The sequence below is a fragment of the Streptomyces sp. NPDC047042 genome (genome assembly GCF_040644035.1).
Taxonomy (GTDB): Bacteria; Actinomycetota; Actinomycetes; order Streptomycetales; family Streptomycetaceae; genus Streptomyces.
This window is the reverse complement of sequence record NZ_JBEYVP010000016.1, coordinates 32,659-56,307: the sequence shown is the minus strand read 5'-3', so window position 1 is coordinate 56,307 and position 23,649 is coordinate 32,659. Positions and strand designations below refer to the sequence as shown.

The 23,649-nt window shown below is 68.4% G+C and carries 22 protein-coding genes and 1 pseudogene; 13 read left to right on the top strand and 10 right to left on the bottom strand.

Annotated elements, in window-relative coordinates:
* Positions 1 to 57 precede the first annotated feature (57 nt).
* From ABZ855_RS19990 to ABZ855_RS19975, 4 genes are read left to right on the top strand one after another with little or no spacing between them, the layout of a single operon-like run.
* Positions 58 to 312 carry a phosphopantetheine-binding protein gene (locus tag ABZ855_RS19990; RefSeq protein WP_360808764.1) on the top strand — a complete coding sequence of 85 codons (255 nt, stop codon included), beginning with the start codon at positions 58 to 60 and terminating at the stop codon, positions 310 to 312.
* Positions 313 to 314: 2 nt separating this feature from the next.
* On the top strand, positions 315 to 1,154 hold the full coding sequence (locus ABZ855_RS19985) for an alpha/beta hydrolase (RefSeq protein ID WP_360808527.1): 840 nt from the start codon (positions 315 to 317) through the stop codon (positions 1,152 to 1,154).
* The gene (locus tag ABZ855_RS19980) at positions 1,151 to 2,356 is read left to right on the top strand and encodes a glycosyltransferase (protein ID WP_360808525.1); all 1,206 of its coding nucleotides are present in this window, start codon (positions 1,151 to 1,153) and stop codon (positions 2,354 to 2,356) included. Before ABZ855_RS19985 ends, ABZ855_RS19980 begins: the two co-directional genes overlap by 4 nt.
* Complete coding sequence (locus ABZ855_RS19975) at positions 2,353 to 3,519, top strand: class I SAM-dependent methyltransferase (protein ID WP_360808523.1); 1,167 nt, start codon at positions 2,353 to 2,355, stop codon at positions 3,517 to 3,519. The genes ABZ855_RS19980 and ABZ855_RS19975 overlap by 4 nt, the downstream gene beginning before the upstream one ends.
* A 59-nt stretch (positions 3,520 to 3,578) precedes the next feature.
* On the opposite strand, the gene ABZ855_RS19970 is transcribed toward ABZ855_RS19975, so the two are convergent.
* Positions 3,579 to 4,631: a YbhN family protein gene (locus ABZ855_RS19970; protein ID WP_360808521.1), complete on the bottom strand. Its 1,053-nt coding sequence runs from the start codon at positions 4,629 to 4,631 to the stop codon at positions 3,579 to 3,581.
* Between the two features lie 245 nt (positions 4,632 to 4,876).
* On the bottom strand, positions 4,877 to 5,668 hold the full coding sequence (locus tag ABZ855_RS19965) for a Mut7-C RNAse domain-containing protein (RefSeq protein WP_360808519.1): 792 nt from the start codon (positions 5,666 to 5,668) through the stop codon (positions 4,877 to 4,879).
* A gap of 71 nt (positions 5,669 to 5,739) precedes the next feature.
* Here ABZ855_RS19965 and ABZ855_RS19960 point away from each other — a divergent pair, with 71 nt between their 5' ends.
* The 3 genes from ABZ855_RS19960 to ABZ855_RS19950 all read left to right on the top strand — a co-directional run bounded on the left by ABZ855_RS19960 (position 5,740) and on the right by ABZ855_RS19950 (position 10,054).
* Positions 5,740 to 8,649 carry a SpoIIE family protein phosphatase gene (locus ABZ855_RS19960; RefSeq protein WP_360808762.1) on the top strand — a complete coding sequence of 970 codons (2,910 nt, stop codon included), beginning with the start codon at positions 5,740 to 5,742 and terminating at the stop codon, positions 8,647 to 8,649.
* A 145-nt stretch (positions 8,650 to 8,794) separates the two neighbouring features.
* Positions 8,795 to 9,013, top strand: a complete 219-nt coding sequence (locus ABZ855_RS19955) for a hypothetical protein (RefSeq protein WP_360808517.1) — start codon at positions 8,795 to 8,797, stop codon at positions 9,011 to 9,013.
* A 120-nt stretch (positions 9,014 to 9,133) separates the two neighbouring features.
* Positions 9,134 to 10,054 (top strand): alpha/beta hydrolase, encoded by a 921-nt coding sequence (locus ABZ855_RS19950; protein ID WP_360808515.1) that lies wholly within the window; start codon positions 9,134 to 9,136, stop codon positions 10,052 to 10,054.
* An 18-nt stretch (positions 10,055 to 10,072) separates the two neighbouring features.
* Here the strand turns inward: ABZ855_RS19950 and ABZ855_RS19945 are convergent, their stop codons facing one another.
* From ABZ855_RS19945 to ABZ855_RS19930, 4 genes are read right to left on the bottom strand one after another with little or no spacing between them, the layout of a single operon-like run.
* On the bottom strand, positions 10,073 to 11,695 hold the full coding sequence (locus ABZ855_RS19945; protein ID WP_360808760.1) for a family 43 glycosylhydrolase: 1,623 nt from the start codon (positions 11,693 to 11,695) through the stop codon (positions 10,073 to 10,075).
* Positions 11,696 to 11,712: 17 nt separating this feature from the next.
* The gene (locus ABZ855_RS19940; RefSeq protein WP_360808513.1) at positions 11,713 to 12,639 is read right to left on the bottom strand and encodes a carbohydrate ABC transporter permease; all 927 of its coding nucleotides are present in this window, start codon (positions 12,637 to 12,639) and stop codon (positions 11,713 to 11,715) included.
* Positions 12,639 to 13,523 carry a sugar ABC transporter permease gene (locus tag ABZ855_RS19935; protein ID WP_360808511.1) on the bottom strand — a complete coding sequence of 295 codons (885 nt, stop codon included), beginning with the start codon at positions 13,521 to 13,523 and terminating at the stop codon, positions 12,639 to 12,641. The genes ABZ855_RS19940 and ABZ855_RS19935 overlap by 1 nt, the downstream gene beginning before the upstream one ends.
* A gap of 11 nt (positions 13,524 to 13,534) precedes the next feature.
* Positions 13,535 to 14,863, bottom strand: coding sequence for an extracellular solute-binding protein (locus ABZ855_RS19930; RefSeq protein ID WP_360808509.1), 1,329 nt, complete (start codon positions 14,861 to 14,863; stop codon positions 13,535 to 13,537).
* 320 nt (positions 14,864 to 15,183) lie between these two features.
* Between ABZ855_RS19930 and ABZ855_RS19925 the strand changes: the two genes are divergently transcribed.
* Positions 15,184 to 16,224, top strand: a complete 1,041-nt coding sequence (locus tag ABZ855_RS19925) for a hydroxyacid dehydrogenase (RefSeq protein WP_360808507.1) — start codon at positions 15,184 to 15,186, stop codon at positions 16,222 to 16,224.
* Positions 16,225 to 16,343: 119 nt separating this feature from the next.
* Positions 16,344 to 17,495 carry a LacI family DNA-binding transcriptional regulator gene (locus ABZ855_RS19920; RefSeq protein WP_360808505.1) on the top strand — a complete coding sequence of 384 codons (1,152 nt, stop codon included), beginning with the start codon at positions 16,344 to 16,346 and terminating at the stop codon, positions 17,493 to 17,495.
* Between the two features lie 83 nt (positions 17,496 to 17,578).
* Here the strand turns inward: ABZ855_RS19920 and ABZ855_RS19915 are convergent.
* The 4 genes and pseudogenes from ABZ855_RS19915 to ABZ855_RS19900 form a co-directional block, all read right to left on the bottom strand.
* Positions 17,579 to 17,653 (bottom strand): annotated as a pseudogene (locus ABZ855_RS19915) (DNA-binding protein); the annotation flags it as partial.
* 28 nt (positions 17,654 to 17,681) lie between these two features.
* The gene (locus tag ABZ855_RS19910) at positions 17,682 to 17,936 is read right to left on the bottom strand and encodes a CopG family transcriptional regulator (RefSeq protein WP_360808503.1); all 255 of its coding nucleotides are present in this window, start codon (positions 17,934 to 17,936) and stop codon (positions 17,682 to 17,684) included.
* Positions 17,937 to 18,174: 238 nt separating this feature from the next.
* Positions 18,175 to 18,366, bottom strand: a complete 192-nt coding sequence (locus ABZ855_RS19905) for a hypothetical protein (protein WP_360808501.1) — start codon at positions 18,364 to 18,366, stop codon at positions 18,175 to 18,177.
* A gap of 12 nt (positions 18,367 to 18,378) precedes the next feature.
* Entirely contained in the window at positions 18,379 to 19,230 is an 852-nt protein-coding gene (locus ABZ855_RS19900) for a helix-turn-helix transcriptional regulator (RefSeq protein ID WP_360808499.1), read from the bottom strand.
* A 255-nt stretch (positions 19,231 to 19,485) separates the two neighbouring features.
* Here ABZ855_RS19900 and ABZ855_RS19895 point away from each other — a divergent pair, with 255 nt between their 5' ends.
* From ABZ855_RS19895 to ABZ855_RS19880, 4 genes are all read left to right on the top strand, one after another.
* Positions 19,486 to 19,899, top strand: a complete 414-nt coding sequence (locus ABZ855_RS19895) for an ATP-binding protein (RefSeq protein WP_360808497.1) — start codon at positions 19,486 to 19,488, stop codon at positions 19,897 to 19,899.
* A gap of 546 nt (positions 19,900 to 20,445) precedes the next feature.
* Complete coding sequence (locus ABZ855_RS19890; RefSeq protein WP_360808495.1) at positions 20,446 to 20,877, top strand: hypothetical protein; 432 nt, start codon at positions 20,446 to 20,448, stop codon at positions 20,875 to 20,877.
* A 415-nt stretch (positions 20,878 to 21,292) separates the two neighbouring features.
* Positions 21,293 to 23,179, top strand: coding sequence for an AAA family ATPase (locus ABZ855_RS19885; protein ID WP_360808493.1), 1,887 nt, complete (start codon positions 21,293 to 21,295; stop codon positions 23,177 to 23,179).
* 118 nt (positions 23,180 to 23,297) lie between these two features.
* Positions 23,298 to 23,558, top strand: a complete 261-nt coding sequence (locus ABZ855_RS19880) for a hypothetical protein (RefSeq protein WP_360808491.1) — start codon at positions 23,298 to 23,300, stop codon at positions 23,556 to 23,558.
* Positions 23,559 to 23,649: the final 91 nt, after the last annotated feature.

Here is a 23,649-nt window from a genome sequence, read left to right as displayed (position 1 = left end):
ACCGCGTCCGCGACCGGTGTCCACAGCGAGGAGGCGGTGCTCGCCGACATCACACGCATGCTCGCGACCCTCCTCGACGAGTACGGCCTCGACGACGTCGAGATCCGCATGGACACCACCTTCAACCGCGACCTCGAACTGGAGAGCATCGACCTGGTCACCCTGGCCGGGCTGCTGGAGGAGCGATACGGCAACCAGGTCAACTTCGCGGAGTTCCTGGCCGACATGGACTTCGACGAGATCATCGAACTCACCGTCGGACGGCTCGTCGAGCACGTCGTCGCCAGTCTCAAAGCGGCGGAGGCGGGCTGACCATGGCGATCGTCGACCTCCGCGGCGGCCTCAGGCTGCACGCCCAGCGCATCGGCCCGCGCGGCGACCGCCCGGTCACCGCCACCGCCGTACTCGTCCACGGCCTGCTCACCGACAGTCTGGCCAGCTACTACTTCACCGTGGCACCGGCGTTCGCCGCCTCCGGCATCGACGTCGTGATGTACGACCTGCGCGGCCACGGCCGCTCCACCCGCCCCGCCACCGGCTACACCCTCGACGACAGCATCGACGACCTGGAGGCCCTCCTCGACCGGCTGGAGGTGACCGGCCCGGTCCATCTCGTCGGCAACTCCTACGGCGGAACAGTCGCGTTCGGCTACGCCGCCCGCCACCCCGAACGCGCCACCAGCGTCTCCCTCATCGAGTCGGAACCGGCCACCGCCGCCTGGGCGGGCAAACTCGACGGCATCCTCGGCCGGGTCATGCACGAACTCGCCCACAACGAGGCCGACGCCATCGCCTGGATCACCGCCAACCGCAGCCAGAACACCGCCCGCCTCGCCAAGGGCGCCGCCCGACTGGCCCGCGAGACATCCCTCGCCCAGGACATCCCGGCCAGCCGGGTACTGACCGAGGACGAGATAAGTTCCGTACGCTGCCCGGTACTTGGCGTGTACGGGGGCGACTCCGACCTTGCCGAACTGGCGCCCTGGATGGAGTCGGTGCTGCCCGACTGCCGGACCGTCGTCGTGCCGGGCCATGAACACTCCGTGCTCGTCGAGGCGTCGGGGACGGTCGGTGGGCACATCCTGTCGCTCATTCTCGGTGCCGACGCCCCGGTTCAGCTGGCCAGGGCGGGGGCGGGGGCGGAGGCGCGGTGAGCCGTTCCAGGATTCTGTTCGTCGTACCGCCGCTCGTCGGGCACATCAACCCGGCCGTCGGAGTCGCCGCCGAACTTGCCTCTCGCGGCCATGAGTTGGCCTGGGCCTGCGCCGATCCGGGACTTGTGCGGCGGCTCGCCGGAGCGGACGCCACCGTCTTCCCGTGCGCGGGGCCCGTACCCGGCTCCGGTGCCGGCGTACGGCCGCCGGACCTGCGGGGACCCGAGGCGCTGAAGTTCCTCTGGGAACGCTTCCTCGGTCCTCTGGCAGAGGAGATGGCACCCCAAGTCGAGGCTGCCATGCGGGCGTTCGGGCCCGATGTCGTCGTCGCCGACCAACAGGCCCTCGCCGGAGGCCTCGTCGCCGAGCGGCTCGGCCTGCCCTGGGCCACCTCCGCCACCACCTCCGCCGAGTTCACCGACGTACTGTCCGGCATGCCCAAGGTCGCCGAGTGGCTGGACGAGCTGCTCACCGGGCTCCGGGCCCGGATCGGCGATCCCGCCGGCACCGCCGACCCGCGGTTCTCCCCGCACCTCGTACTCGCCTTCAGCACACCGGAGTTCGTCGGACCCGACGCTCGGACGGGCGACCAGATCCGGTACGTCGGACCGTCCGTCGCCGACCGGCCAGCCCCGTCCGACTTCCCCTGGGACTGGCTCGACCCCGCCCGCGCCACGGCCCTCGTCACCCTCGGCACGGCCAACACCGATGTCGGCGCACGCTTTCTGACGGAGTGTCTGGCGGCTGCCCGTGAGCGGGCCGACCGGATGCAGACGGTGATCGTCGATCCGGCGGGCGTACTCGCCAGTGACGAGAAGGAGGGCAAGGGCGTACTGATCGTCCCCTCCGTCCCCCAACTCCCGCTTCTCGAAAGGGCCGACGCCGTCGTCTGTCACGCCGGGCACAACACCGTGTGCGAGGCGCTGTGGCACGGCGTACCGCTGGTCGTCGCGCCCATCCGGGACGACCAGCCGGTGGTCGCCGGGCAGGTCGTGGAGGCCGGGGCGGGCATCCGGGTGCGGTTCGGCCGGGTCACCGCGCCGAAACTGGGCGCCGCGATCGACGCCGTACTGCACGAGCCCGGTTACCGCTTCGCGGCGGGGCGGATCCGTTCCGCGTTCCGGGCCGCCGGAGGCGCGTTCGCGGCGGCCACCCACCTCGAGCAACTCGCCATCGACGCGCCCGCGAAGGAGACGGCATGAGCGACGAAAGGCAAGCGCAGGAGAGCGACCAGAAGGCCGACAGGTCAGGCGAACGGCAAGCTCCCCCCACTCCCACTCCCACTCCCGCCGCCGATCCCACCCCCGCCCCCACCCGTACCGAGCAGGTGGCCGCCCTCCGGCCCACCTACCAGGGTGACCTGGCCTTCGGCCTCGAGCGGTTCTTCGAAGCCCCGCGCACCAGATGCCCCTGGTGCGGCTCGGCCGAACTGGAGACGCGGCTGCGCACCACCGACCTGCTCCAGCACAAGCCGGGACAGTTCGTGCTCGACCGCTGCCAGGAGTGCCGGCACACCTTCCAGAACCCCCGGCTCAGCGCCGCCGGGCTGGAGTTCTACTACCGCGACTTCTACGACGGCCTCGGCGAGAAGCAGCTCGGCAACACCTTCGCGGGCCGCACGAAAATGTACGAGCAGCGGGCCCGTGCCCTGCTCCCCTTCGACGACGCGCCCAAGAACTGGCTCGACGTCGGCACCGGACACGGCCACTTCTGCGAGGCCGCCCGGGTCGTCCACCCCGGCACGACCTTCGACGGGCTGGACTTCACCGACGGCGCCGAACTCGCCGAGCGGGCGGGGCGGGTCGAGCGCGGCTTCCGGGGGAGTTTCACCGAGCTGGCCCCCGAACTGACCGCCCGCTACGACGTCGTCACCATGTTCCACTACCTGGAGCACAGCACCGAGCCACCGCTCGAACTGGAGGCCGCGCGCCAGGCCATCCGCCCCGGCGGACATCTGCTGATCGAGGTCCCCGACCCCGACAGCCGTTACGCCAGGCTGCTCGGCCGCTGGTGGCTGCCCTGGCTCCAGCCCCAGCATCTGCACTTCGTCCCCGTGGACAACCTGCGGCGACGGCTGACCGAGCTGGGCTTCACCGTCGTCCTGGAGCAGCACGCCGAGCCGCACGACCCCGTCGACCTGCTCGCCGCCGTCTGGCTGGCCCTCGACAACGCCGCCCCGCGCGACAACCTCCCCTGGCTGCCGCACCCCCCGAACGCCCTGCGCCGCATCCTGCGCGGAGCCCTGCTGCTGGCCGGCGTCCCGGCGCTGATCCTGGGAACCTTGCTGGACCGCTTCGCCGTCCGCCCGCTCTCCCACCGACTGGGCGTCTCGAACGCGTACCGTCTGGTCGCCCGCCGGGACTGAGACGCACCACCCGGGACTGAGACGCACCACCTGTCACCGGTGCTTCACAGCACCCCGCGTCACAGAACCTTGGACCGCACCAGCATCGACAGCACGAGGGCGCCCGGCAGCAGCGGCAGCCAGACCGTCAGGACGCGGAAGCCGACGACGGTCGCGGCGGCCAGGGACAGCGGGGCGCCCAGCGCGGCCAGCGCGAACACCAGGGCCGCGTCGACCGGGCCGATCCCGGCCGGCGCGGGTACCGCGCCGACAGCGGCGCTCGCGGCGAGATAGGCGAACAGTACGTCCGGCCAGGCCACCGGCAGCCCGAGGGAAGCCCCGACGCTGGCCAGCACGGCCGCCTGGCACAGGGAGAAGCCCGCGGCGCCGCCCCACAGCGCGATGACCCGGGCGGGCCGGGAGTGCAGCAGCCGCGCGTCGGTCAGGGCGGTGCGCAGACCGTTGAGCAGGGGGCGCCGCAGCGGACGTACCAGGGCCACCACCAGCGTCACGACGACCACCGCGCCGGCCACACCCGCCGCGATGGGGACCACGGTCCCCTCGTCGGGGAAGAGGTCGGTGGTGCCCAGGGAGGTCGGGAAGGTCGCCAGCAGCGCGAGGATCACCAGGAGCTTCGCGACCGGCTTGACCAGCGAGTACAGGGCGAGGGAGGCGGTGGCCCGGGCCAGTGGGATGCCCCGGCCGGTCAGGAAGCGCAGGGTGACGGCATGCGCGCCGAGACCGGCCGGAAGGACGTTGTTCGCGGCGCCCGCGGCGAACTGCGAGGCCAGCAGCAGCCCGGGCGGCAGCCGCTCGGGGATCGCCCCCTGGCGGGCGAAGGCGGCGGACACCCAGCACAGGAACGTGAACGCGGCCCCTACCGCCAGCCAGCCGGGGTCGGCGGTGGTGAGCCGCTGGGCCCCGTCGTGCAGCACCCGCCAGTTGTCCGCCGCCCAGACCCCGATGAGCAGGATCGGCAGCAGACACAGCACCCGCCGGGCGTGCCGGGCCACGGGGAACCGGGAGAAGAAGGAGGCGCGGACAGCCGCGGCGGAACAGTCGGCGGTGCCGTGGGAAGGGGCCTGGACCGTCGAAACGGGCGGGGCTATGGGGACTACCGGCAAAGAGGACACAGCGCGCGTCGTCCTTCCACGTTGCGCCCACGCGCTGCGGGGGCGGACGGGGGGATTTGAAGAGCGAAGCAAGGGGGACGGCAGGAGCGTTCCCAGTCCGCGTGACGGGGTGGTGTCCGGGCAGAGACGGTGTGAGGGCGGACGGGCGACACAGATGATGCCTGAAGTGTTCCGAGTACATTTCGGTGTGTTCCGAAGTGCTCTGTCAGAGTCTCCCCTCCTCATCTCCTGTCAACCTGTTCCTGTCAATCTGTCAATACGTCCCTTTCACCACGTGCGTTCAACGACGCCGACCGGCCCTCGGTTCCCACCGCCCCGCCGAACTCGCTCAGCGCGCCCTCCACGATCGCCTCCAGCCGCGCGTGGTGCGCGCCCCGCCAGTACAGCCGCTCGCAGTCCACGCACTGCGCGAACACGTCGTACGTACGCCGCGTCCCGTCCTCCAGCCGGTCGCCGACGGTCTGTTTGTCGGCCTGCTCCAGCCGCCCGTTGCAGGCGGTGCACCGGGTCCACGGGGCGAGCACGGGCGCGAACCGGTCCAGTACGTCCCGGAGTTGGTCGTCCGGCCGGTCGCTGTAGATGTACGCGCCCGCCCACAGCTCCCGTCGCCGCAGCAGCCCCCGGTCCCGGGAGAGCAGCACGCGCCGCTCGGCCGCCGACAACGCGGCCAGCGCGGGATCGCCGATGTCCTCGCTCTCGTACGCGGCGTCGACGCCCAGCAGCCGCAGCCGGCGGGCGAGCGTGCCCAGATGCACGTCGAGCAGGAAGCGGAGCGGCGCCCCCGGGACCGGCTGCGGCCGGACGACGGCGCCGACCTCCACCCGCTCGCCGGCGCCCGGCACATGGGACACCGTCGCCTCCCGGCCGTCGACGAGGAGCCGCCCGGCCTCGGTGAGCGGCACGCCCAGCGACTCCACCACGTGCCCCAGCGAGGACGATCCGTCGGTGACCAGGGCCGTGGGCCCGGCCCGTCGCTCGGACGGCACGAAAAGGCGCAGCTCAGGGGCGAAACTGATGACGATCTCAGGTCTGCTCACCCGGCCAGGATGTCATCCCTCCGCACGCACAAATCGCTCGTAGGGGGCTACAGTGGAATCGCTTGAAGGAAGTGATCCCGTTGTCCGTCGCCTGGGACGCCATCGGCGGTCTCGTCGATGCCCATGAGCGTTTTCTGGCCGGCGCGCGGGTCGACTCGGATGTACGGGACTCGGTGCTCGACTCGTGGAAGCGGTGCCGGTACGCCGGGGTCGAGCCGGACCGGCTGGTGGTCCCGTACGCCCCCGGCGTGGCGCTCGATCACCGGTTCCTGCACGCCGCCGAGCCCGTGCTCAAGCGCCTCACCGCCTCCCTCGCCGAGCTGAACACGACCGTCGCGCTCTGCGACGGACAGGCCCGTATGGTCCAGCGGTACGGCGGTGACACGGCCCTGCGCGCCCGCCTCGACGCGGTCAACTTCGCCCCCGGCTTCGACGCCTCCGAACGCGTCGCGGGTACGAACGGAGTCGGCACCGCCCTCGCCGGGCGCAGCCCCGTCTACGTCGCCGGCCGTGAGCACTTCGCCGACTGTCTGCAACCGTTCGCCTGCGCGGGCGCGCCGATCCGCAACCCCCTCAGCGGCCGGATCGAGGCAGTCCTCGACCTGACCTGCATGCACGACGACGGCGACCCCGCGATGATGCGGCTCGTCCGCGAAGCCGTCCGGGACATCGAGACCAGGCTGCTAGAACAGGCCACCGACCGGGAGCGCGCGCTCCTCAACGCGTACCGCCGGGCCGACCACGGCAGCCACGGCCCGCACGGCACGCACCGCGCGAACGAGGGTCCCGTCGACTGGCCGCCCCGGCTGCGCACCAGGCCGCCGCACATGCCCGCAGGTCAGGATCCCGGCCGCGACGCCGACGCCCTCGGCCCGATCGACCTGGCGGTCCTGCGCGAGAAGGCGGAGGCGCTGATCGCCGCTCCGCACCGCACCCTCGACGAGGTGCTGCTCTCCGGCGGCCGTACCGCGACCCTGCTGCGCCGCCAGATAGAGGGAGCGGCGGGCGAGACGGGCGTGGTCGTCGAGGCCCGGGTCCTCGGTGGCCCCCGCCTGCGCCACGCCGCTCCCGCCGTCGTCACTCCGCCCGCCCCGCGACCGACCCGGACACCCCCCGTAGTCCTGCGCCCGGTCGCCGACCCACCGGCTCCACCCCTGCCCCCGCGCCCCGCCCAGTCCCCGAAGCCCATCGACACCGACACCGACAGCAACGCCGACACTGACACCGACAGCAACACCGACAGCGAACCCGACACCGATGCCTGGCTGCTCCTCGTCGGCGAGCCCGGCGTGGGGCGGCTCGCCGTGCTGGCCCGGCGGCGGCTGGAGCTGCTGCACGACGCCGGGGTCCGGATCGGCACCACCCTCGACGTCACCCGCACCGCCGAGGAGCTGACGGAGGTGGCCGTCCCCCGCTTCGCCGACTTCACCGCCGTCGACCTGCCCGACTCCGTACTGCGGGGCGAGGAGCCGGGACCGCTCGGCGCCGACACCCCTCTGCGCCGGGTCGCGCTGGGCGCCGTACACGAGGAATCCTGGCTGTACGGGATCGGCGACGAGGTCCGGTACGTCGCCGCCACCCCGCAGGCCCGCGCCCTGGAGAGCCGACAGCCCGTCCTCGAACCGGAGTTGACCTCGGACAGCGACTGGATCGCGCAGGATCGCGTACGGGGCGAACGGGTGCTGCGGGCGGGTATCCACTCGCTGATCACCGTGCCGCTGCGGGCCCGGGGCACGACGCTCGGCGCGGTCCAGTTCTACCGCTCGGAGCGGCCCGCGCCCTTCGAGGACGACGATCTCTCCCTGGCCCAGGAACTGGCCGGACGCGCCGCGATCTGCGTCGACAACGCCCGCCGCTACACCCGCGAGCGCAACACCGCGCTCGCCCTCCAGCGCAGCCTGCTGCCCCGGGGCCGGTCCGAGCAGAACGCCGTCGAGGTCGCCTACCGCTATCTGCCCGCGCAGGCCGGAGTCGGCGGCGACTGGTTCGACGTCATCCCGCTCTCCGGCGCGCGCGTGGCGCTGGTGGTCGGCGACGTCGTCGGGCACGGACTGCACGCCGCCGCGACCATGGGACGCCTGCGCACCGCCGTACACAACTTCTGCGCGCTCGACCTGGCCCCCGACGAACTCCTCACCCACCTCGACGACCTGGTCGGACGGCTCGACCGGGGCGAGGGCTGGGCCGTGGAGAACACCCACCAGGACTCGGGGATCATCGGCGCCACCTGTCTGTACGCCGTCTACGACCCGGTGTCCCGGCGCGTCACCCTCACCCGCGCCGGGCACCCGGTCCCCGCCGTCGTCGCCCCCGACGGCACCGTGGACTTCGTCGACCTGCCGCCGGGACCGCCGCTCGGACTCGGCGGCATGCCCTTCGAGACGGTCGAGCTCGAACTGGCCGAGGGCAGCCAACTGGTCCTCTACACCGACGGGTTGATCGAGGACCGGCTCCGCGACATCGACGTCGGCATGGACCGCCTCCGCACTGTCCTGGCCTGCGCCGGCCGGGCCCCCGAGGACACCTGCGAAGCGGTTCTCGACGCCCTGCTCCCCGCCCGGCCGGCCGACGATGTGGCCCTGCTGGTCGCCCGTACACACGCGCTGGGGCCGGATCAGGTCGCCCAGTGGCCGGTGCCGCGCGACCCGGCGTTCGTCTCCCACTCCCGGGCGGCGGTCATGGACCAGCTCACCGCCTGGGGCCTCGAAGAGCTGGCGTTCAGCACCGAACTCGTCGCCAGCGAACTGATCACCAACGCCCTGCGCCACGCCTCGGGCCCGGTCCAGCTCCGGCTGCTCCGCGACCGCGCGCTGATCTGCGAGGTCTCCGACGGCAGCAGCACCTCCCCACGACTGCGCCGCGCCCGCACCGAGGACGAGGGCGGCCGGGGCCTGTTCCTCGTCGCCCGCCTCGCCGAACGCTGGGGGACGCGCTACACGGCCGACGGAAAGATCATCTGGACGGAGCAGCCACTGCCGTGACAGCGTCCCCGGAGCCCGGCCCCGGTTGACTCCGTCCGCCACCGCGCCACCGCGCCACCGCCTCGCCCGAGGACGACCAGCAAGAGCAGGTCGCCCAGTACGCTCCGGATCGGAGGGCGTGGTAGCCGGCTCACCGAGTCTGCGGGTGCCGATGATCGCGACCGGCCATCCCTGCATCGAGGGCACCCGGCTCGCACACCTGCCCGCCGGTGTGCCGGGGTCGCACTACATCACCCTGAACCATGCCACCGCCGCCCTGGACGTTCACCGCAACGTCCAGATCTCGAGGAGCCCCGCCGAGGTCGGCGCGTCGCTCACCTCCGGCGCGTCGACCCGCGAAACCGAGAACCGGGTGATTCCCTGAACGGCCCGCGCGTCCCACGACCCACCCCCCCCGCAACCTCACCCTCACCCCCACCCGTCCGACAGCAGGAGCAGCCATGCCCCCTCCATCCCGCACGCGTCGTCTCGCACACACAAACCCATGACCGCGTCGGTAGCGCTGGGAGACGACTCCCGTCCGGTCCGCCGGATCACCGTCGACGCCGCAGGACTGACCCTGTCCGCCCTGCTCAGCGAACCGGAACACACGCCACCGCGCGCCGCGGTGGTGGCCCTGCACGGTGGCGGACTGAACGCCGGGTACTTCGACGCACGGGCGCGCCCCGGCCTGTCGCTCCTGACCCTCGGGTCGAGCCTCGGCTACACCGTCCTCGCCCTGGACCGCCCCGGCTACGGCGTGTCCGGCGAGCGTCTGCCGCTGGGCCAGCGTCTGGCGGACCAGGCCGCGTCCGTCGTCGCGGCCCTCCAGGACTTCGCCTCCCGCCATGACACCGGCGCGGGCATCCTGCTCCTGGCGCACTCCTTCGGAGCCAAGGTGGCGCTCGGCACGGCCGCGGCCCTCGCCGACGAGAGCCTGCTCGGCCTGGACCTGTCGGGCATCGGCCATGTGTACGACGGCGAGCGGCGCGACCTGCCCGAAGCAGTGCGGAACGGGGGCTGGCGGCGGAACTGGGGCCCCCTGCACCTCTACCCGCCGGGCGCGTTCCGCCCGGGAGCCGTCCCGGCCGAGCCGATGCCGACCCACGAGAGCGCGGACGTCGCCCACTGGCCCGACCGCTTCCATGACCTCGCCCCACGTGTCCGCGTACCGGTACGGCTGACCTTCGCGGAGCACGAGTCGTGGTGGCGGCACGACCCCGACGCGCTCACCGAGCTGACCGGCGCCTTCACCTCCGCACCACGCGTCGTCGTCGACCGCCAGCCGCACGCCGGTCACAACTTGAGCCTCGGCTGGGCGGCCCGCTCGTACCATCTGCGTGCTCTGGCGTTCCTGGAGGAGTGTCTCGTTCCCCGTGAGATCAACCAGGGCCTGTCACCGTGCGGGACGACCGGGGGCATCTGAGCAGGGCGCCGTACGGGATCAGCGCCACGGCGCCTCAGGCTCGCAGACGAGCCTGAAGTCGCTGAAGTCGGCCGTGAAGCCGGCGTCCACGAGATCCATGGCGTGGATCCCGGCCATCGCGCCGGTGAAGCGCAGCCTGGAGCCGTAGTCGTCGGAGAGCCGGCTGAAGTCCAGTGGCGGGCCCACGGGTTGACGGACGCCGTCCTTGACGTACCAGAACGACGCGTCGGCGCCGTCGACGGTCACCCCGAGGGTGAGCGGGCCGCTGGCGTCGACCTCGACGACCGCCACCTGCCGTGTGGCGTCCTCGTCGCGTTCCCGCAGGCTGAGAACGGTACGCCCGGCGCCCTCGCGCCACTGCTGCCCGCGCTGCGGCTCACCCTCCGGCTCCGCCCACGTCAGGTCGAGGCTCAGATACGCCTCGGCGCTGTAGTGGAGGACCAGCCCGGCGGCCTGCGTGAAGGTCAACGGCCGCGCCTCGACGGTGACTTGGGCTTCCGCCCGGTGCTCCGTGAGGCGCTGCGCGAGCAGACTGTACGCCCACCGGGACTCGGGACCGTGCCGTCCGCGCAGCCGTATCCAGCCGGGGCGGGAGGCAGTGTCGGCCCAGGACGGGTCCGGCGCGCCCCGCAGGGTGCTCCAGGGCCAGCCCAACGGCTCTTCAACGGAAGGGAGTTGGGACACAGCCTGAGCGGGGGAGGCGGTCGCGGGCGTGGGCACATCGACCTCGACCGCCGGATGATGACCGCCCTGCCGCAGCCGGGGCCACCCCTCGGCGTCCCAGGTCAGCGCCTGGACCGCGGTCTCCCGGCCGAGGGTGCAGCGCATGCCCTCCGGGGTACGCAGTGGCCGGGCCGTCAGATGGCTCAGCACCCAGTCACCGCCCGGTGTCTCGACCAGTTCCGCGTGCCCCGCCTTCTGCAGCGGCACCGACGGGTCGTCCCGCGTCGTCAGCAGAGGCCGGCTGTCGAGCTCGTACGGGCCGGTGATCGCGCGACTGCGCGCCACCCGCACCCCGTGCTCGAACCCCGTACCACCCTCGGCCAGCACGAGGAGGTACCAGCCGCCGTGCCGCACCAACTTCGGTCCCTCGATGAGCCGTTCGTGCTGAAGCAGCAGTTGCGTGTCACCGGTCCGGGCCAGCGTCTCGCGGTCCAGCTCCGTGAGCACGATCCCGGCGAACCGCTGCCCGCCCGGGCGATGATCGCTCTGCATGTTCAGCAGCCACAGCCGGCCTTCGTCGTGGAAGAGGGCGGGGTCGAAGCCATGGCTCGCGACCCGCCGAGGCTCCGACCACTTGCCGTCGACCTCCGTAGCCGTACTGACGTACGTGTCCAGGTCGAAGTACGGCGTGCCGACCGAGCGCACGATCGAGTACACGACCCAGAACCGCTCGCCGTCCCAGCTCAGCGAAGGCGCCCAGACGCCACCGGAGTCGGGCACCCCCACGAGCGAGTCGCCGGGGGCCGCGCCCCGCACGTGTCCGGCGTACTCCCAGTGCGCCAGGTCCCTTGAGCGGTGGATCGGGATCGTCGGGAACCACTCGAAGGAACTGGTCGCCACGTAGTACCAGTCACCGACCCGCACGAGGGACGGGTCGGGAGCGAAACCCCGGATGACCGGATTGCGCACGGTCGTCAAATCAGTGCCGGGCATGGTCACTTGAGGGCTCCCATCGTGACGCCGGTGCGCCAGTAGCGACGCATCGCGATCATCATGATCGCCATCGGGACGATGGAGAGGAGTGCGCCGGTCAGTACCAGGCTGGTGAGGTCGATGCCGGACTCGGCGCGCTTGCCGGACCAGTTGTACAGGCCCAGGTTGAGCGTCCAGTTCTCCTCGCCGCGCAGGACGGTCAGCGGCAGGAAGAAGGCGTTCCAGGTGTTGACGAAGGCGAGCAGGAAGACGGTCGCACCGCCCGTGGTCATCATCCGCAGCACGATGCTGAAGAAGATCCGCAGCTCACCGGCACCGTCGATACGGGCCGCCTCCAGCAGCTCGAACGGGATCGTCGCCTCGGTGTACACCTTGGCCAGATACACGCTGAACGGGTTGATCAGACAGGGGATCAGCATCGCCCACGGGGTGTCGACGAGCCCGATCTCCGAGAACAGCAGATACAGCGGAAGCGTGAGCAGCGCGATCGGGATGAGGAACGAGCCCACCACGGCCGCGAACACCGCACCGCGCCCCGGGAAGTCGAAGCGGGCGAGGCCGTAGCCGGTCGCGAGGGCGATCAGCGTGCCGCCGAGGGAGCCGACACCCGCGTACAGGAAGGAGTTGGCCGTCCAGCGCAGGAAGATGCCGTCCTCGTAGGTGAACACCTGACGCAGGTTGTCCCACAGATGCCAGCCGGAGAACCACAGCCCGTTGGACTGGTAGAGGCCGGTACGGTCCTTGGTGGCGGCGATGATCAGCCAGTACACCGGGAACAGGCTGTACACGCTGGCCAGCACCAGACCGACCAGGACGAACCGCTGCCCGCCCCGCGAACTTCCCCTGGGATCAGGCCGGTTGAGACGCCGAGCGCCGGACGCGGCACTGGTGGTGGTCCTTTCGGCACTGGTCGTCGCGGTGGTGGCCATCAGTCGGTCTCCTTCGAGGTCAGCCGGTAGAAGAGGAAGGAGGCGACGCCGAGAATGAGGGCGAGCAGGACCGAAAGGGCGGCGGCGTAGTGGTAGTTGCCGGCGTTGAACGCCTGGTTGTAGATGATCATGATCGGGGTGAAACTGTCGTCGACCGTCTGCGGAGTGATGTTCCGGAACAGCGCGGGCTCGTTGAAGATCTGCAGCATCTGGATGATCGACAGCATGCCGGTCAGCACCAACGCCCCTCGCACGAACGGGATCTTGATGCTCGTCGCGATACGCCACTCGGTCGCGCCGTCGAGCCGCGCGGCCTCGAACAGCTCACGCGGCACACCTTGCAGCGCCGAGTAGATGATCACCATGTTGTAGCCGATGCCGTGCCAGGTCAGCAGATTGCCGATGGACGGCCACACCATCGACGGCGCGAAGAAGTTCCAGCTGAAGCCGAGCAGATCGCCCAGCGGGGTGAGCGGGCCGACGTCCGGGCTGTAGAGGTTGATCCACACGACCGCGGCGACCACACCCGGGATCATGTACGGGACCAGCAGCATGATCCGGAACCGGCTCGCCGCCCGTGAGGTGAGCGAGTCCAGGAACAGGGCGAGGACCAGACTGACCGCCAGCATGACCGGGATCTGCACGCACGCGAACAGCACGACCCGCAGCACGGAACCCATGAACTTCGGGTCCGTCAGGCCCTTTTGATAGTTGTCGAGGCCGGAGAACTCGTCGGTGGTGCCGCCCAGGCCGAGCCCCGAGGACTGCGAGTGGTACAGCGACTGATAGACGGCGTATCCGATCGGCAGGAGATAGAGGAAGACGAAGCCGAGCTGGAAGGGCACCGTGAAGGCGGCGCCCTTCCAGCGCAGGGAGCGAATCATCGGGATGTGCCTCAGCCCTTGACGTTGATACCGCGGGACTTCAGGTCCTTGACCGTCCACTCCTGCATGTGCGCCAGGAGTTCGGTGACCGTCTGCTTCTTGGCGACCACCTGGCCCCACTGGCTCTGCAGCTCGGAGAACATCGCGGTCCAGTCAGGACCGAAGGTCCAGTCGGTCGTCACGGTCGACAGGCTGTCCTTCACGACCTTCTGGGCCGGCTGGTAGTTCGAGCCGAGCAGCTTCTCGGAGATCGCCTCGGGGATGTAGGAGTCGCTGTCGGCCAGCGCCGGCATCACGCCGCTGCCGGTCTCCGGGCTCGCCATGGTCTTGACCGCGCCGGTGTCGGTGGACATCCACAGCGCGGCCTCGGCGGCCTGCTCAGGGTGCTCGCACTGCTTCGATACAAGGGTCAGATTGCCGCTCTGATTGGTCCCGGCTGGCGTCTTCGGAGCCTCACCCTTGTACGTCGGCCACGGCGCGATCGCCCACTTGCCGAAGGAGTCGGTGAAGTTCTGCACCATCCCGGACATCTGCCAGGTGGAGATCTGCCGGGTCGCGGTGCCGCCCTTGTCGTAGTTGCGCTGCACGGCCGCGTAATCGGCGAACGACAGCGTCGAATTGAGATCGTTGTCGATGATCTCCTGGATCACCTTCGCGGCCTTGAGGGTGCCGGCGTCCTGGAACTCGACCTTCCAGGCATCGCCGTCGATGGCGTACCAGTGGGCGCCGGCCTGCATGGCCAGCACCTCCAGGGTGCTGGGGTCCTCACCGGCGTAGTTGGTGATCTTGATGCCGTGCTTCTTCAGAACCTTGCCCGCCGCGATGAACTCGTCCCAGGTCGCCGGCGCCTTGAGCCCGTACTTCTTGAAGAGGTCGGTGCGGTAGATCGTGAAGGCGGGCGCGGAGGCGGTCGGCACGCCGTACGTCCTGCCCTGGACCTGCCCGACGGCCCACGAGCCCGGATTGAACTTGTCCTTGCTGGACCCCACATAGTCCGTGATGTCGGCGAGCGCACCCTGCGCGACCCAACTCGTCACGTACTCACCGGTGTTCTGGAGCAGACAGGGAGCGTTCTCGGCTTTCACGGCGTTGCTCAGCTGCTTCTGCATCGTCAGCTGATCGGTCACCTTCGTGTACTTCAGCTGGACGTCCTTGTGCGACGCGTTGAACGCCTTGACGACCGCCTCCTGACCGTTCGCCCAGCCCCAGAAGTCGAGGGTGACCGGCCCGGAGGACCCCGAGGCGCCATCCCCGGACCCGGACCCGCCGCAGGCGGAGACGGTGAGCGCGAGAGCGCAGACAACTCCGGCGAGTGCGGGGCGCCTGAATCTGACGGACATGAGCGTGCTCCTTAGGCCGGGCCATGTAACCGTTTGCCGTGCTGGACGGTAGGCCGCGTCCGGACGAGACGCAAGAGGTCGTGAGATTCCTGTTTCGCGCATCTTGCCCACAGGTAACAACAAGACGCCCATGACCTGCGGTTTCCGCTCCGGTATCAGTTCGGGAAAGTCGCAGCCCCCTGATCGCACTTCTGGCGTTGCCATTGACCGACGCGAGGACGTGGTCATAGCGTGGAATACGTTTACATGAGTCAGTCAGTCAGTCAGTCAGTCCGTCAGCCGTTCCGGTCCCAGTGCGCCCGCGCCGAAGCAGGAGTCCCATGCCCTCCGTGCCGCCCCAGCCCCCCGTGGCCCCGTCCCACCTCCCGGTCGCCCTGTTCGCGATGGACCCGGTACACCTGCCCGAACTCTTCCCGCCGGCGTTGCTGGCACGACTCCGGGAACTGGCCCGAATCGACCCGACCTTGGTCGTCCAGGACTTCACCAGGCCCGAGGCGACCGCCGCACTAGCGCAGACAGAAATACTGATCACAGGCTGGGGCTGCCCACCCATCGACGCGGACGTCCTGGCCGCCGCACCCCACCTGCACACCGTCCTCCATGCCGCGGGCAGCGTCCGGAACCTGATCGGCGAAGCGGCGTGGGAACGAGGTCTCACCGTCTCCAGCGCGGTCCGGGCGAACGCGCTCCCGGTGGCCGAGTACACCCTGGCCGCCATCCTCCTGGCCGGAAAGGACGCCTTCGGCCTGCGCGAACGCTTCCGCCGCGAGCGGGTCTACCCGGCCCCCGGCGAGTACGCGCACGTGGGCAACCTGGGCCGCCGGATCGGCGTGATCGGGGCCTCAAGGGTGGGCCGCCGGGTATTGGACCTGCTCCGCCCCTTCGAACTGACGACCACGCTGTACGACCCGTACGTGGACGCCGCCGAGGCCCGCTCGCTGGGCGCGACCGCCCTCCCCCTGGACGAACTGCTGCGCACGAGCGACATCGTGAGCCTGCACGCGCCCGACATCCCGGAGACGTACCGCATGCTCGACGCCGACCGGCTCGCCCTCATCCCGGACGGCGGCGTACTGATCAACACGTCCCGGGGCGCCCTGGTGGACCCCGAGGCGCTCACCGAGGAACTGGTCTCCGGCCGCCTGGGCGCGGTACTGGACGTAACGGAACCGGAACCGCTGCCCGCGAACTCCCCCCTCTACAACCTGCCCAACGTGTTCCTGACACCGCACATCGCAGGCTCCCTGGGCAACGAACTCGCGCGCCTGGGCGGCACGGTGGTGGACGAACTGGCCCTGCTGGCAGCGGGGTTGCCGCCCGCGCACCGGGTATGGCACAGCGATCTCGCAAGGAGTGCGTAGGTTTCAGTTTTCATGTTCCATGTTCCATGTAGATAGGCGTGTAATCGTTTCCACTCGGAGAGGAGGGAGTTGCTGCACAGCGACCGGTTGACGCACCGGCGATGCAGTAACGTCGGAACGTGACGGAGAACGGAAGCGAAGCCCGGAAACCGGGCCCTCGCGCCACCTCGGGCAAGCGCAGACGGAACACGGGCGAGGGCGACCGCCCCAGCACGATCCGCGATGTCGCCGCCAAGGCGGGCGTATCGGTGGCAACCGTTTCCAGGGCGTTGGCCGGCAGCCACCCCGTCTCCGCCGAGACCCGCGCCCGTGTCATGGCGGCGGTCGAGTCCCTGCACTACGTGGTGAACGTCCACGCGAAGGCCCTGTCCGGCGGGGTGGCAGGCCCCGTGGCCCTCGTCATGGACCAGATCATCGGCCCGTCGTTCGCCGATGTGGCCGCGGGAGTCGAACAGGAGGCCGCGGCCCGAGGCCGACTGAGCCTCGTCTGCACGACGCACGGCGACCAGAAACGCGAACACGACCTGGTCCAACTGATGCGGGAGCAGCACGCGGCGGCGGTCATCCTGGTCGGCGGCGCGGTACTGGACGAGGCGTACCACGAACGCATGGCGGACTACGCGCGTGCGCTGGACGCGGCCGGCTCCCGCCTGGTCCTGTGCGGCCGCCCACCCCTGCCGGGCGACCTCCCGGTGACGGTCGTGGAGTACGACAACAGGGGCGGCGCCTTCCAGGCGGGCGACCACCTCCTGTCGGCCGGCCACCGCCGCATCCTCTTCCTGGGCGGCGCCCCCACGATGAGCACGGCAGAACAACGCCGGGCAGGCTACCTCCAGGCGTTGCGCGCCCACGGCGTCCCGTACGCCGAGGAGTTGGACATCCCGGGCAACTACACCCGAGCCTCGGGCTACGACAGAATGCGCGAGGCCCTGAAGGCGGGCCTCGACTTCACGGCGGTCTTCGCGGGCACGGACATGGTGGCCACGGGGGTCCTGGCAGCACTGAGGGAGGCGGGCCTGGAGGTCCCCGGCGACATCTCGATCATGGGCTTCGACGACGTGCCTTTCGCGGCGGACTTGTCGACGTCGCTGACGACTCTCAGGGTCCCGTACGAGGATTTGGGCCGCACGGCGGTACGGCTGGCCTTGGACGGGGAGAGGCGGGCGGCGGGGGGCGATCACGTGATTTTGGGGACGCAGTTGGTTGTGCGGCAGTCGGTGGGGGTGCCGGGGGCGGCGGGGGCGGGGCGGGGGCGGAGGAAACGGACGTGACGGGGATCGGCCCCGCGTTGCGGCCCAACTCGTCATGGGAGTACGCCGGTTGGGCCCAGCCGGGCCGGTTCCAGGACTGACCGCCCGGTGACCGTGCGGTCCCGCAGGACGGCCTGGGCTAGCCCTTCGCTGCCAAGGACCAGCGTGCCACCTGGGATGCGCGGGAGAGGGTCACGCGGAGTGCGCTCAGCCTTGGTCCTGTTGCTTCCGGGCTTGATGGATCTGGTCCCGTAGAACTTGGATTTCCTCATAGGTGGCGGGGCCGTGTTCGGCCTCCGCCAACGCGATGAGTTCGTTGAGGTTGTCCCGCTCGACCTGGCGGGCGACGGCTGCAGCGACGTAGGCGGACAACCCAGAGGAGCCGCTTCGCGCTTTGGCGGCTTCGGCGATGTCGCGCGGCATGGTGATGGTGATCGAGTACTTGCCGACAGGCTCGCTCATGCTACTTATCCTGCCCTGCGTCTATCCAGCGTCGTATGGGGCCGCCGGAGGGGTTCGCCGTGGGCCGCTACACCTTCCGTGGGGTGCAGCCGGGCGAAGCGGCCGGTGATTTCGCGAGTCTCCTCGTGATCCTCGCCGAAGAGGACGGACCTGTCCTCACCGAGGGCGTCGAGGACTCCCTTGGCGAGGAGGACACCGATGCTGCGGCGCAGGACCAGAGCAGTTTCGGCGGCGTCTCCTACAGCAGGTGGTCGGCCTTGCCAGCCTTGATGTCTGTGATGAGGGTGCGCAAGGCTTCGAGGGAGTCGGTCAGGGGGTGGTCCTCTTGGCCGTTGACGGCTATGTAGCCGTTGCCGTCGGCGTCGGTGCCGAGGCGGAAGCAGGAACTGCCTTCGCCGCAGAACGGGGCGTCCCAGGTGATGTCAGCCATCTTGGCTTCTCCTCATAGTTGTTGGGCGATCTGGCGAATGAAGTCGCGAGACTGCTCCGGGGACAGTGCCAAGTCTTCCAACAAATCGATCTGTTCCCGATATTTCGCGAGCTGGCCGTCAGCATGCAGGAAGAGAGGACCATGTGAGTTGTCCACCTGCACGGTATCGAGCTGCTGTACAGGGCCCTCGGTGTAGACGACCGTGTGTCCCGCTCCGGGGAAGGCACCGTGGCTGAAGGGGAGAACGAGCACGGTGACGTTTTCCCACTCGGAGAGCTCCAACAGGTGTTCCAGCTGGGCCTGGGCAATGTCTTGTCCGCCGAACTGCATGCGAAGCGCCGCCTCGTGGATCACGGCTACGTACGGGGCCGGGTTGTCACCGGTGATCACCTTCTGGCGCTCCGAACGGTGTGCCAGTCGGAGAGCGACCTCATGCTCGGGAAGCTGTGGGACAACTGCACGGAAGATGGCCATGGCGTGCGCCGAGGTCTGGAGGAGCCCCGGCACGTGTACGGTGTTCGCGCCCCGCAGGCGCACTGCGCTGGCCTCCGTTTCGGAGATGTCCAGCAGGCCTTGAGGCAAGCTGCCCCGGTAGCGCTCCCACCACCCTGCTTCGCTCGGCTCCGCCATCTCGGCCAGGGCGTTGACGTACTTCTCGTCGGTGCAGTCGCAGTTGCAGGCCAGCGTACGCAGCCGTTCGGCGCTGATTCCGCGCAGTCCGGACTCCATGTTGGAGATCCTGCTCCGATCGACGCCGAGGAGCCCGGCGGCGTACTCCGCTGACATGCCGGCCGTGGTGCGCATCCTGCGCAGTTCACTTCCCAGGCGCTTCTGCCGTTGGGTGAGGATCGTCCTAGGTGGCATGTCTTACCTTCCGTGGCGCGAGGCGTTCGTCGCATGGGTCCGATGAGCACCAGTTCACCGTATTGAGGCCATTGTTGCGAATCACATGGCAAATATGGCCCCTAATGTCCTACTGTCGGTATCGCGCACGCTACACACCGCAATGCCGGAAGCGCACCGCGCGAGCATGCCCGACCGCCCTGGGACGGGTGCGCCCGCGACCAGGGCGTAGGCCACCGGCGATCCCAAACCCCTCACACAGCCGTGGAGTTCGCCATGCTCGAGATCCCCCTCGTCCCTTCCCTCTGGCGCTTCCCCGCCCACCCCACCTCCGTACGTCGGGCCAGGCAGGCCGTCGCCGAATCGCTACCGGACGGCCTTCGTCCCCAACTCGGTGACGACCTGCGCCTGTTGACCTCGGAGCTGGTCACCAACGCCATCCGCCACGGAGTCTGCCGGGAAGACGAGGACCTCATCGAACTCGTCTTGTGGCCCGCCGACGGGCACTACTGGCTCGCCGTCTCCGACCCGGGTACGGGTAAGCCGGTACTGGCTCACCCGGACGCGAACTCCGAGAACGGCCGGGGCCTGCTCCTCGTCGACCGCCTAGCAACCGCCTGGGCGGTCAGGCCCCGCCCCATGCGCGGGACATCAGTGGTCGCGGGTCTCCCGTTCTGCCAGGACAGTTGACCCGGTGTAGTAGCCGGTCGGGAAGAGGCGGAAGGCCGCGCGGGTCAGGCCACTTCGTCGTGGCTGTCCGAGTCACCCAACGTTGCAACAGTCCTCCGCGATGACCGGCGCAGGAATCACGAGGTCGCGGGGATGGGCGCTGTCGTACCAGCAGGCGCACGCCGCATGGTGGGCATCGTCGGCGTCCGCCAGGGCCGCGAGCGGGCCCGTGTCGACCACGATCACTCGCTGAACCCTGTTCGAGTGACGGCCGCGATCAAGTGGTGAGGTCGTAGTTCCGCTGGTGAGTGCGTCAGGCGGCATGCCGGAAAATCATCCGTCGGGGAACCGTGACAGGTACGGATACTGGGCCGGTGAGCAATGTCATGGCTGAGTCGAAGCGGTTACTGAGCAGTTGATGCGAAGGGGCTACCTCGGCCTGCGGAGGACGATCTCGACCCTCAGGACGTCGTCGCCCTCGCCTGCGAACTGCTCGACTGGTTCCACTGCACCGACGCCGTCCTGGAGGTTGTCGAGCGGAATCCGGCCGAGGTGCCGCGGGCGGAGATGACCGCCCTGGCCCGGCGCGTCCTGGACGACGTGGGCTTCGATCCCGGCTTCGACCTCGCCCCCGAGCGTTTGGCGACGCTGCGCGCCGCGCTGCGAATCGTGGCCCGCGATCTGCCCACGCGTGGGATCGAGGGCGAACCGGAGATCGAGATCCTGGAGGACTGGTTCCCGGTGGGAGCCGGTGTCCGCCTTGCCGATGGCGAACGGCTCAACTGGGGCGGCCCCGTCCTGCCGAACATGTGCGACGACCCGGCCATGACACTGACCAGCCTGGTGATCATGATCCAGGAGAGCCTGCTCGAATGGACCCTGGCAGGTCTGGCCTGTGTGCCCCCGGCATCACCTCGGCGTCCACGGCTCGGAGCGGGACGGTGCGGCCGTGTGGTGGTGCGTGGGCGATGGCGGACACACACTGGCGCCGGTCGGTGAACTCGCGCGCGCTCGCGGCCACCGTCGCCCCAAGTAGAGCCGGCGGTGGGGTGCAGTTCGTTTCGGACGACCGCCTAAATCAGGCGGTGGGGACGTGCTACTGCGCTGATGGCGGGGTCTTTAGGCACTTCATTCAAGGTGCCCCGGCAGGATTCGAACCTGCGCATGCGGCTCCGGAGTGATTGTGTCGATCAGTCCAGATAGTTCTCTGACCTGCGGCGGAGCCCATCAGATAGTGGCAGCGGCACAGAGTGTGTCGCGCGCATGCCAGTCTCGGCCTGTTGGCGGGGCTTACCAGGGCCCAAACTGCTTACACAGGGAGCAGCGTGCTGACCTGCCGCACCGCCTGCCGTATGTGTGGCACGGCCGCGGCAGCGATGGTGCCGTCGTCCATGTTGGCCACCGTGGAGCGTTCATGCACGGACCCAAGGCAGTTTGGGAGCGGGTTTTGGCGTTGGGCCCCGGATGCAGGCTCGGCAGGGTAGCCAACCTTCCTACCAGACGTTCGACCAAACCGCTGTTGCTGTCGGCGCGAGAAAACTACAGTGGGCGGGTGCTTAAGAAGCTTCGACTGACTCACTTTAAGGGCTTCGCTGAGTTCGAAATTAATTTCGGCCAGCAAGCGGTTCTCGTCGGCCCCAATAATGCTGGTAAGAGTACGATTATCTCTGCCCTCCGCCTTGCGGCCGAAGAAGTATCGTTCGCGCGGCGCAGGAATTGTCAAGACCGGTTTGATCTAGATGGAAATCGGTGGGCTCTTGGGCACCACCTTTCTAGCGGGATCGGCAACCCGTCTGGTTTCGTAGGCGAGAACATTCGGCATGAATTTCGAGAGTCAGAAACGCGACTTGAGCTGACCTTCAGCTCTGGCGCGACCCTTAAATCCGTTTGGCCGGTGGATGAGTCTCCCTTCTTCTGCTTGGTCAATGGAGATGGGTCCGTCGTGAGTACAAGTGCTGTTGCGCGATCCTTGACGCCCTCGATTGGTGTTGTTCCTACGCTGACGCCCGTTCAGCACCGGGAGCTCATTTTGACCGAGAGGTATGTTAAAGAAAGCCAGACAACGCGACTATCGAGCAGTCACTTCAGAAACCAGTTGTACTATCTCAAGAGGGAGGATGCTGACGCATATTTTGATCTGACGTCATTCATTCTAGAAAATACGCCAGAAATACAAGATCTCAGCATCGAGGCTAGCTCGGCAGGTGAGGCTGCCGAACTCGACCTGTATTTTACTGAGACAGCTACAAGGTCAGTCAAGGAGCTTTTCTGGGCTGGTGACGGGCTGCAAATTTGGCTTCAGTTTCTGCTTCACCTTTTTCGTCACAGGGCTGCCAAAACGCTCGTTCTGGACGAGCCGGATGTATTCCTGCATCCTGACTTGCAGCGCAGGCTGGTTAATGTTTTGGAAGAGAGGAGTCAGCAGTGGATTCTTGCCACGCATGCCCCTGAGATTCTTGCTGAGGCCCGACGAGACTCGGTGACCCTTGTTGATAGGACCCGAAAGCATGCTAGACGCCTCCGTGACTCCAAGTCTCTGGAGCAAGCTAGTCAATCGCTAGGGACCGGATTTAACTTGGGTCTTGCGCGAGCTCTACGTTCCAAGGTAGCCCTCTTCGTCGAGGGGCAAGATATGAAAGTCTTGAGGAATGTTGCGCGTAAGGTCGGAGCTAAGAGGCTCGCCGGAGAGAAAGGGGTTGCGGTTATTTCGCTCGGCGGATTTGACCAGTGGGCCCAAGCTGGCTCTTTTTCCACTCTCAGTGAGAGCCTGCTTGGCGACTCCGTGAAGGTGTATGTAATTTTGGATCGAGACAATCGAACAGAAGGGCAGGTGTTCGATGTAACTAGTGTGCTATCGCAGTCGGGAGTGCACTGCCATGTCTGGTGCAAGAAAGAACTTGAGAGCTATTTCCTGGTTCCCAGCGCTATTTCTCGCCTGTCTGGCGCTGATGTGGCGGTGATTCATGAGCTTCTTGATGAGGCTATCCAAGAACAGAAGATCGATACGCAAGCGCAGTTCCTCTATCGTCGACAAACAGACCTGGTGAGCGCAAAGGCTCACGCTATGGACGTGACGCGCGCCGCCATTCCAGAGTTTGAGACATGGTGGAGCGATAGGGAGACCAGGACGGGAATGGTGCCACCCAAGAAAATCCTATCATCCCTTAACGGCAAATTGGCAGCGAAGGGGCACAAGACCGTCAATGTGCGTGCAATCTCAAACAACATGAGGGCCGAGGAGGTTGTTCCCGAGTTGAGAGACATCCTTCTGGAGATCGAATCAGCTATCGACGGATATTGAACACGAAATATAGCGCTAAGACGTCATCTCATTTGGCGATCGAAAGAACATGAAGTCGCTGGTGAGAGTCGGCGATTAGGCGGTTGAGTGATGTCGTGAGTGATCCGACCCAAGTGAGATGACGTCTAAGGCGCGGGAGGCGACCACCGACCGGCCGGTCCCGCCCATCCTGGTCGCGATCTTCCAAAATCACCTGAAGTTCGGGAGGGCGAAAGAGGGGCGTGTCTTCGGCAACGAGCGCGGGGGAGTGGTCGGCTCATCCACGTACTGGCGGGAGTGGGAGGAGGCGCGGGAGTACGCGCGCCCGCCTGAGCGCGCCGCTTCGCCGTTGGCCGGACGCCCGTACGATCTCCGGCACGTCTCGTCACTCGGTGGTTGAACGCCGGGGTGCCCATCGCTGAGTGGCTCGGCGGTTTGGCAACCCCCCGAAGTGATCCATCGGCGATATAACGGCTGCATTGATGGTCACG

Bases quoted from the DNA above. Each gene is read 5' to 3' on its own strand.
- ABZ855_RS19950 (WP_360808515.1), top strand. From the start codon at position 9,134: ATGACCGCGTCGGTAGCGCTGGGAGACGACTCCCGTCCGGTCCGCCGG.
- ABZ855_RS19885 (WP_360808493.1), top strand. From the start codon at position 21,293: ATGCACGGACCCAAGGCAGTTTGGGAGCGGGTTTTGGCGTTGGGCCCC.
- ABZ855_RS19895 (WP_360808497.1), top strand. From the start codon at position 19,486: ATGCTCGAGATCCCCCTCGTCCCTTCCCTCTGGCGCTTCCCCGCCCAC.
- ABZ855_RS19940 (WP_360808513.1), bottom strand. From the start codon at position 12,639: ATGGCCACCACCGCGACGACCAGTGCCGAAAGGACCACCACCAGTGCC.
- ABZ855_RS19935 (WP_360808511.1), bottom strand. From the start codon at position 13,523: ATGATTCGCTCCCTGCGCTGGAAGGGCGCCGCCTTCACGGTGCCCTTC.
- ABZ855_RS19905 (WP_360808501.1), bottom strand. From the start codon at position 18,366: ATGGCTGACATCACCTGGGACGCCCCGTTCTGCGGCGAAGGCAGTTCC.
- ABZ855_RS19890 (WP_360808495.1), top strand. From the start codon at position 20,446: ATGACCGCCCTGGCCCGGCGCGTCCTGGACGACGTGGGCTTCGATCCC.
- ABZ855_RS19925 (WP_360808507.1), top strand. From the start codon at position 15,184: ATGCCCTCCGTGCCGCCCCAGCCCCCCGTGGCCCCGTCCCACCTCCCG.
- ABZ855_RS19985 (WP_360808527.1), top strand. From the start codon at position 315: ATGGCGATCGTCGACCTCCGCGGCGGCCTCAGGCTGCACGCCCAGCGC.
- ABZ855_RS19900 (WP_360808499.1), bottom strand. From the start codon at position 19,230: ATGCCACCTAGGACGATCCTCACCCAACGGCAGAAGCGCCTGGGAAGT.
- ABZ855_RS19975 (WP_360808523.1), top strand. From the start codon at position 2,353: ATGAGCGACGAAAGGCAAGCGCAGGAGAGCGACCAGAAGGCCGACAGG.
- ABZ855_RS19930 (WP_360808509.1), bottom strand. From the start codon at position 14,863: ATGTCCGTCAGATTCAGGCGCCCCGCACTCGCCGGAGTTGTCTGCGCT.
- ABZ855_RS19910 (WP_360808503.1), bottom strand. From the start codon at position 17,936: ATGAGCGAGCCTGTCGGCAAGTACTCGATCACCATCACCATGCCGCGC.
- ABZ855_RS19990 (WP_360808764.1), top strand. From the start codon at position 58: ATGCTCGCGACCCTCCTCGACGAGTACGGCCTCGACGACGTCGAGATC.
- ABZ855_RS19880 (WP_360808491.1), top strand. From the start codon at position 23,298: ATGACGTCTAAGGCGCGGGAGGCGACCACCGACCGGCCGGTCCCGCCC.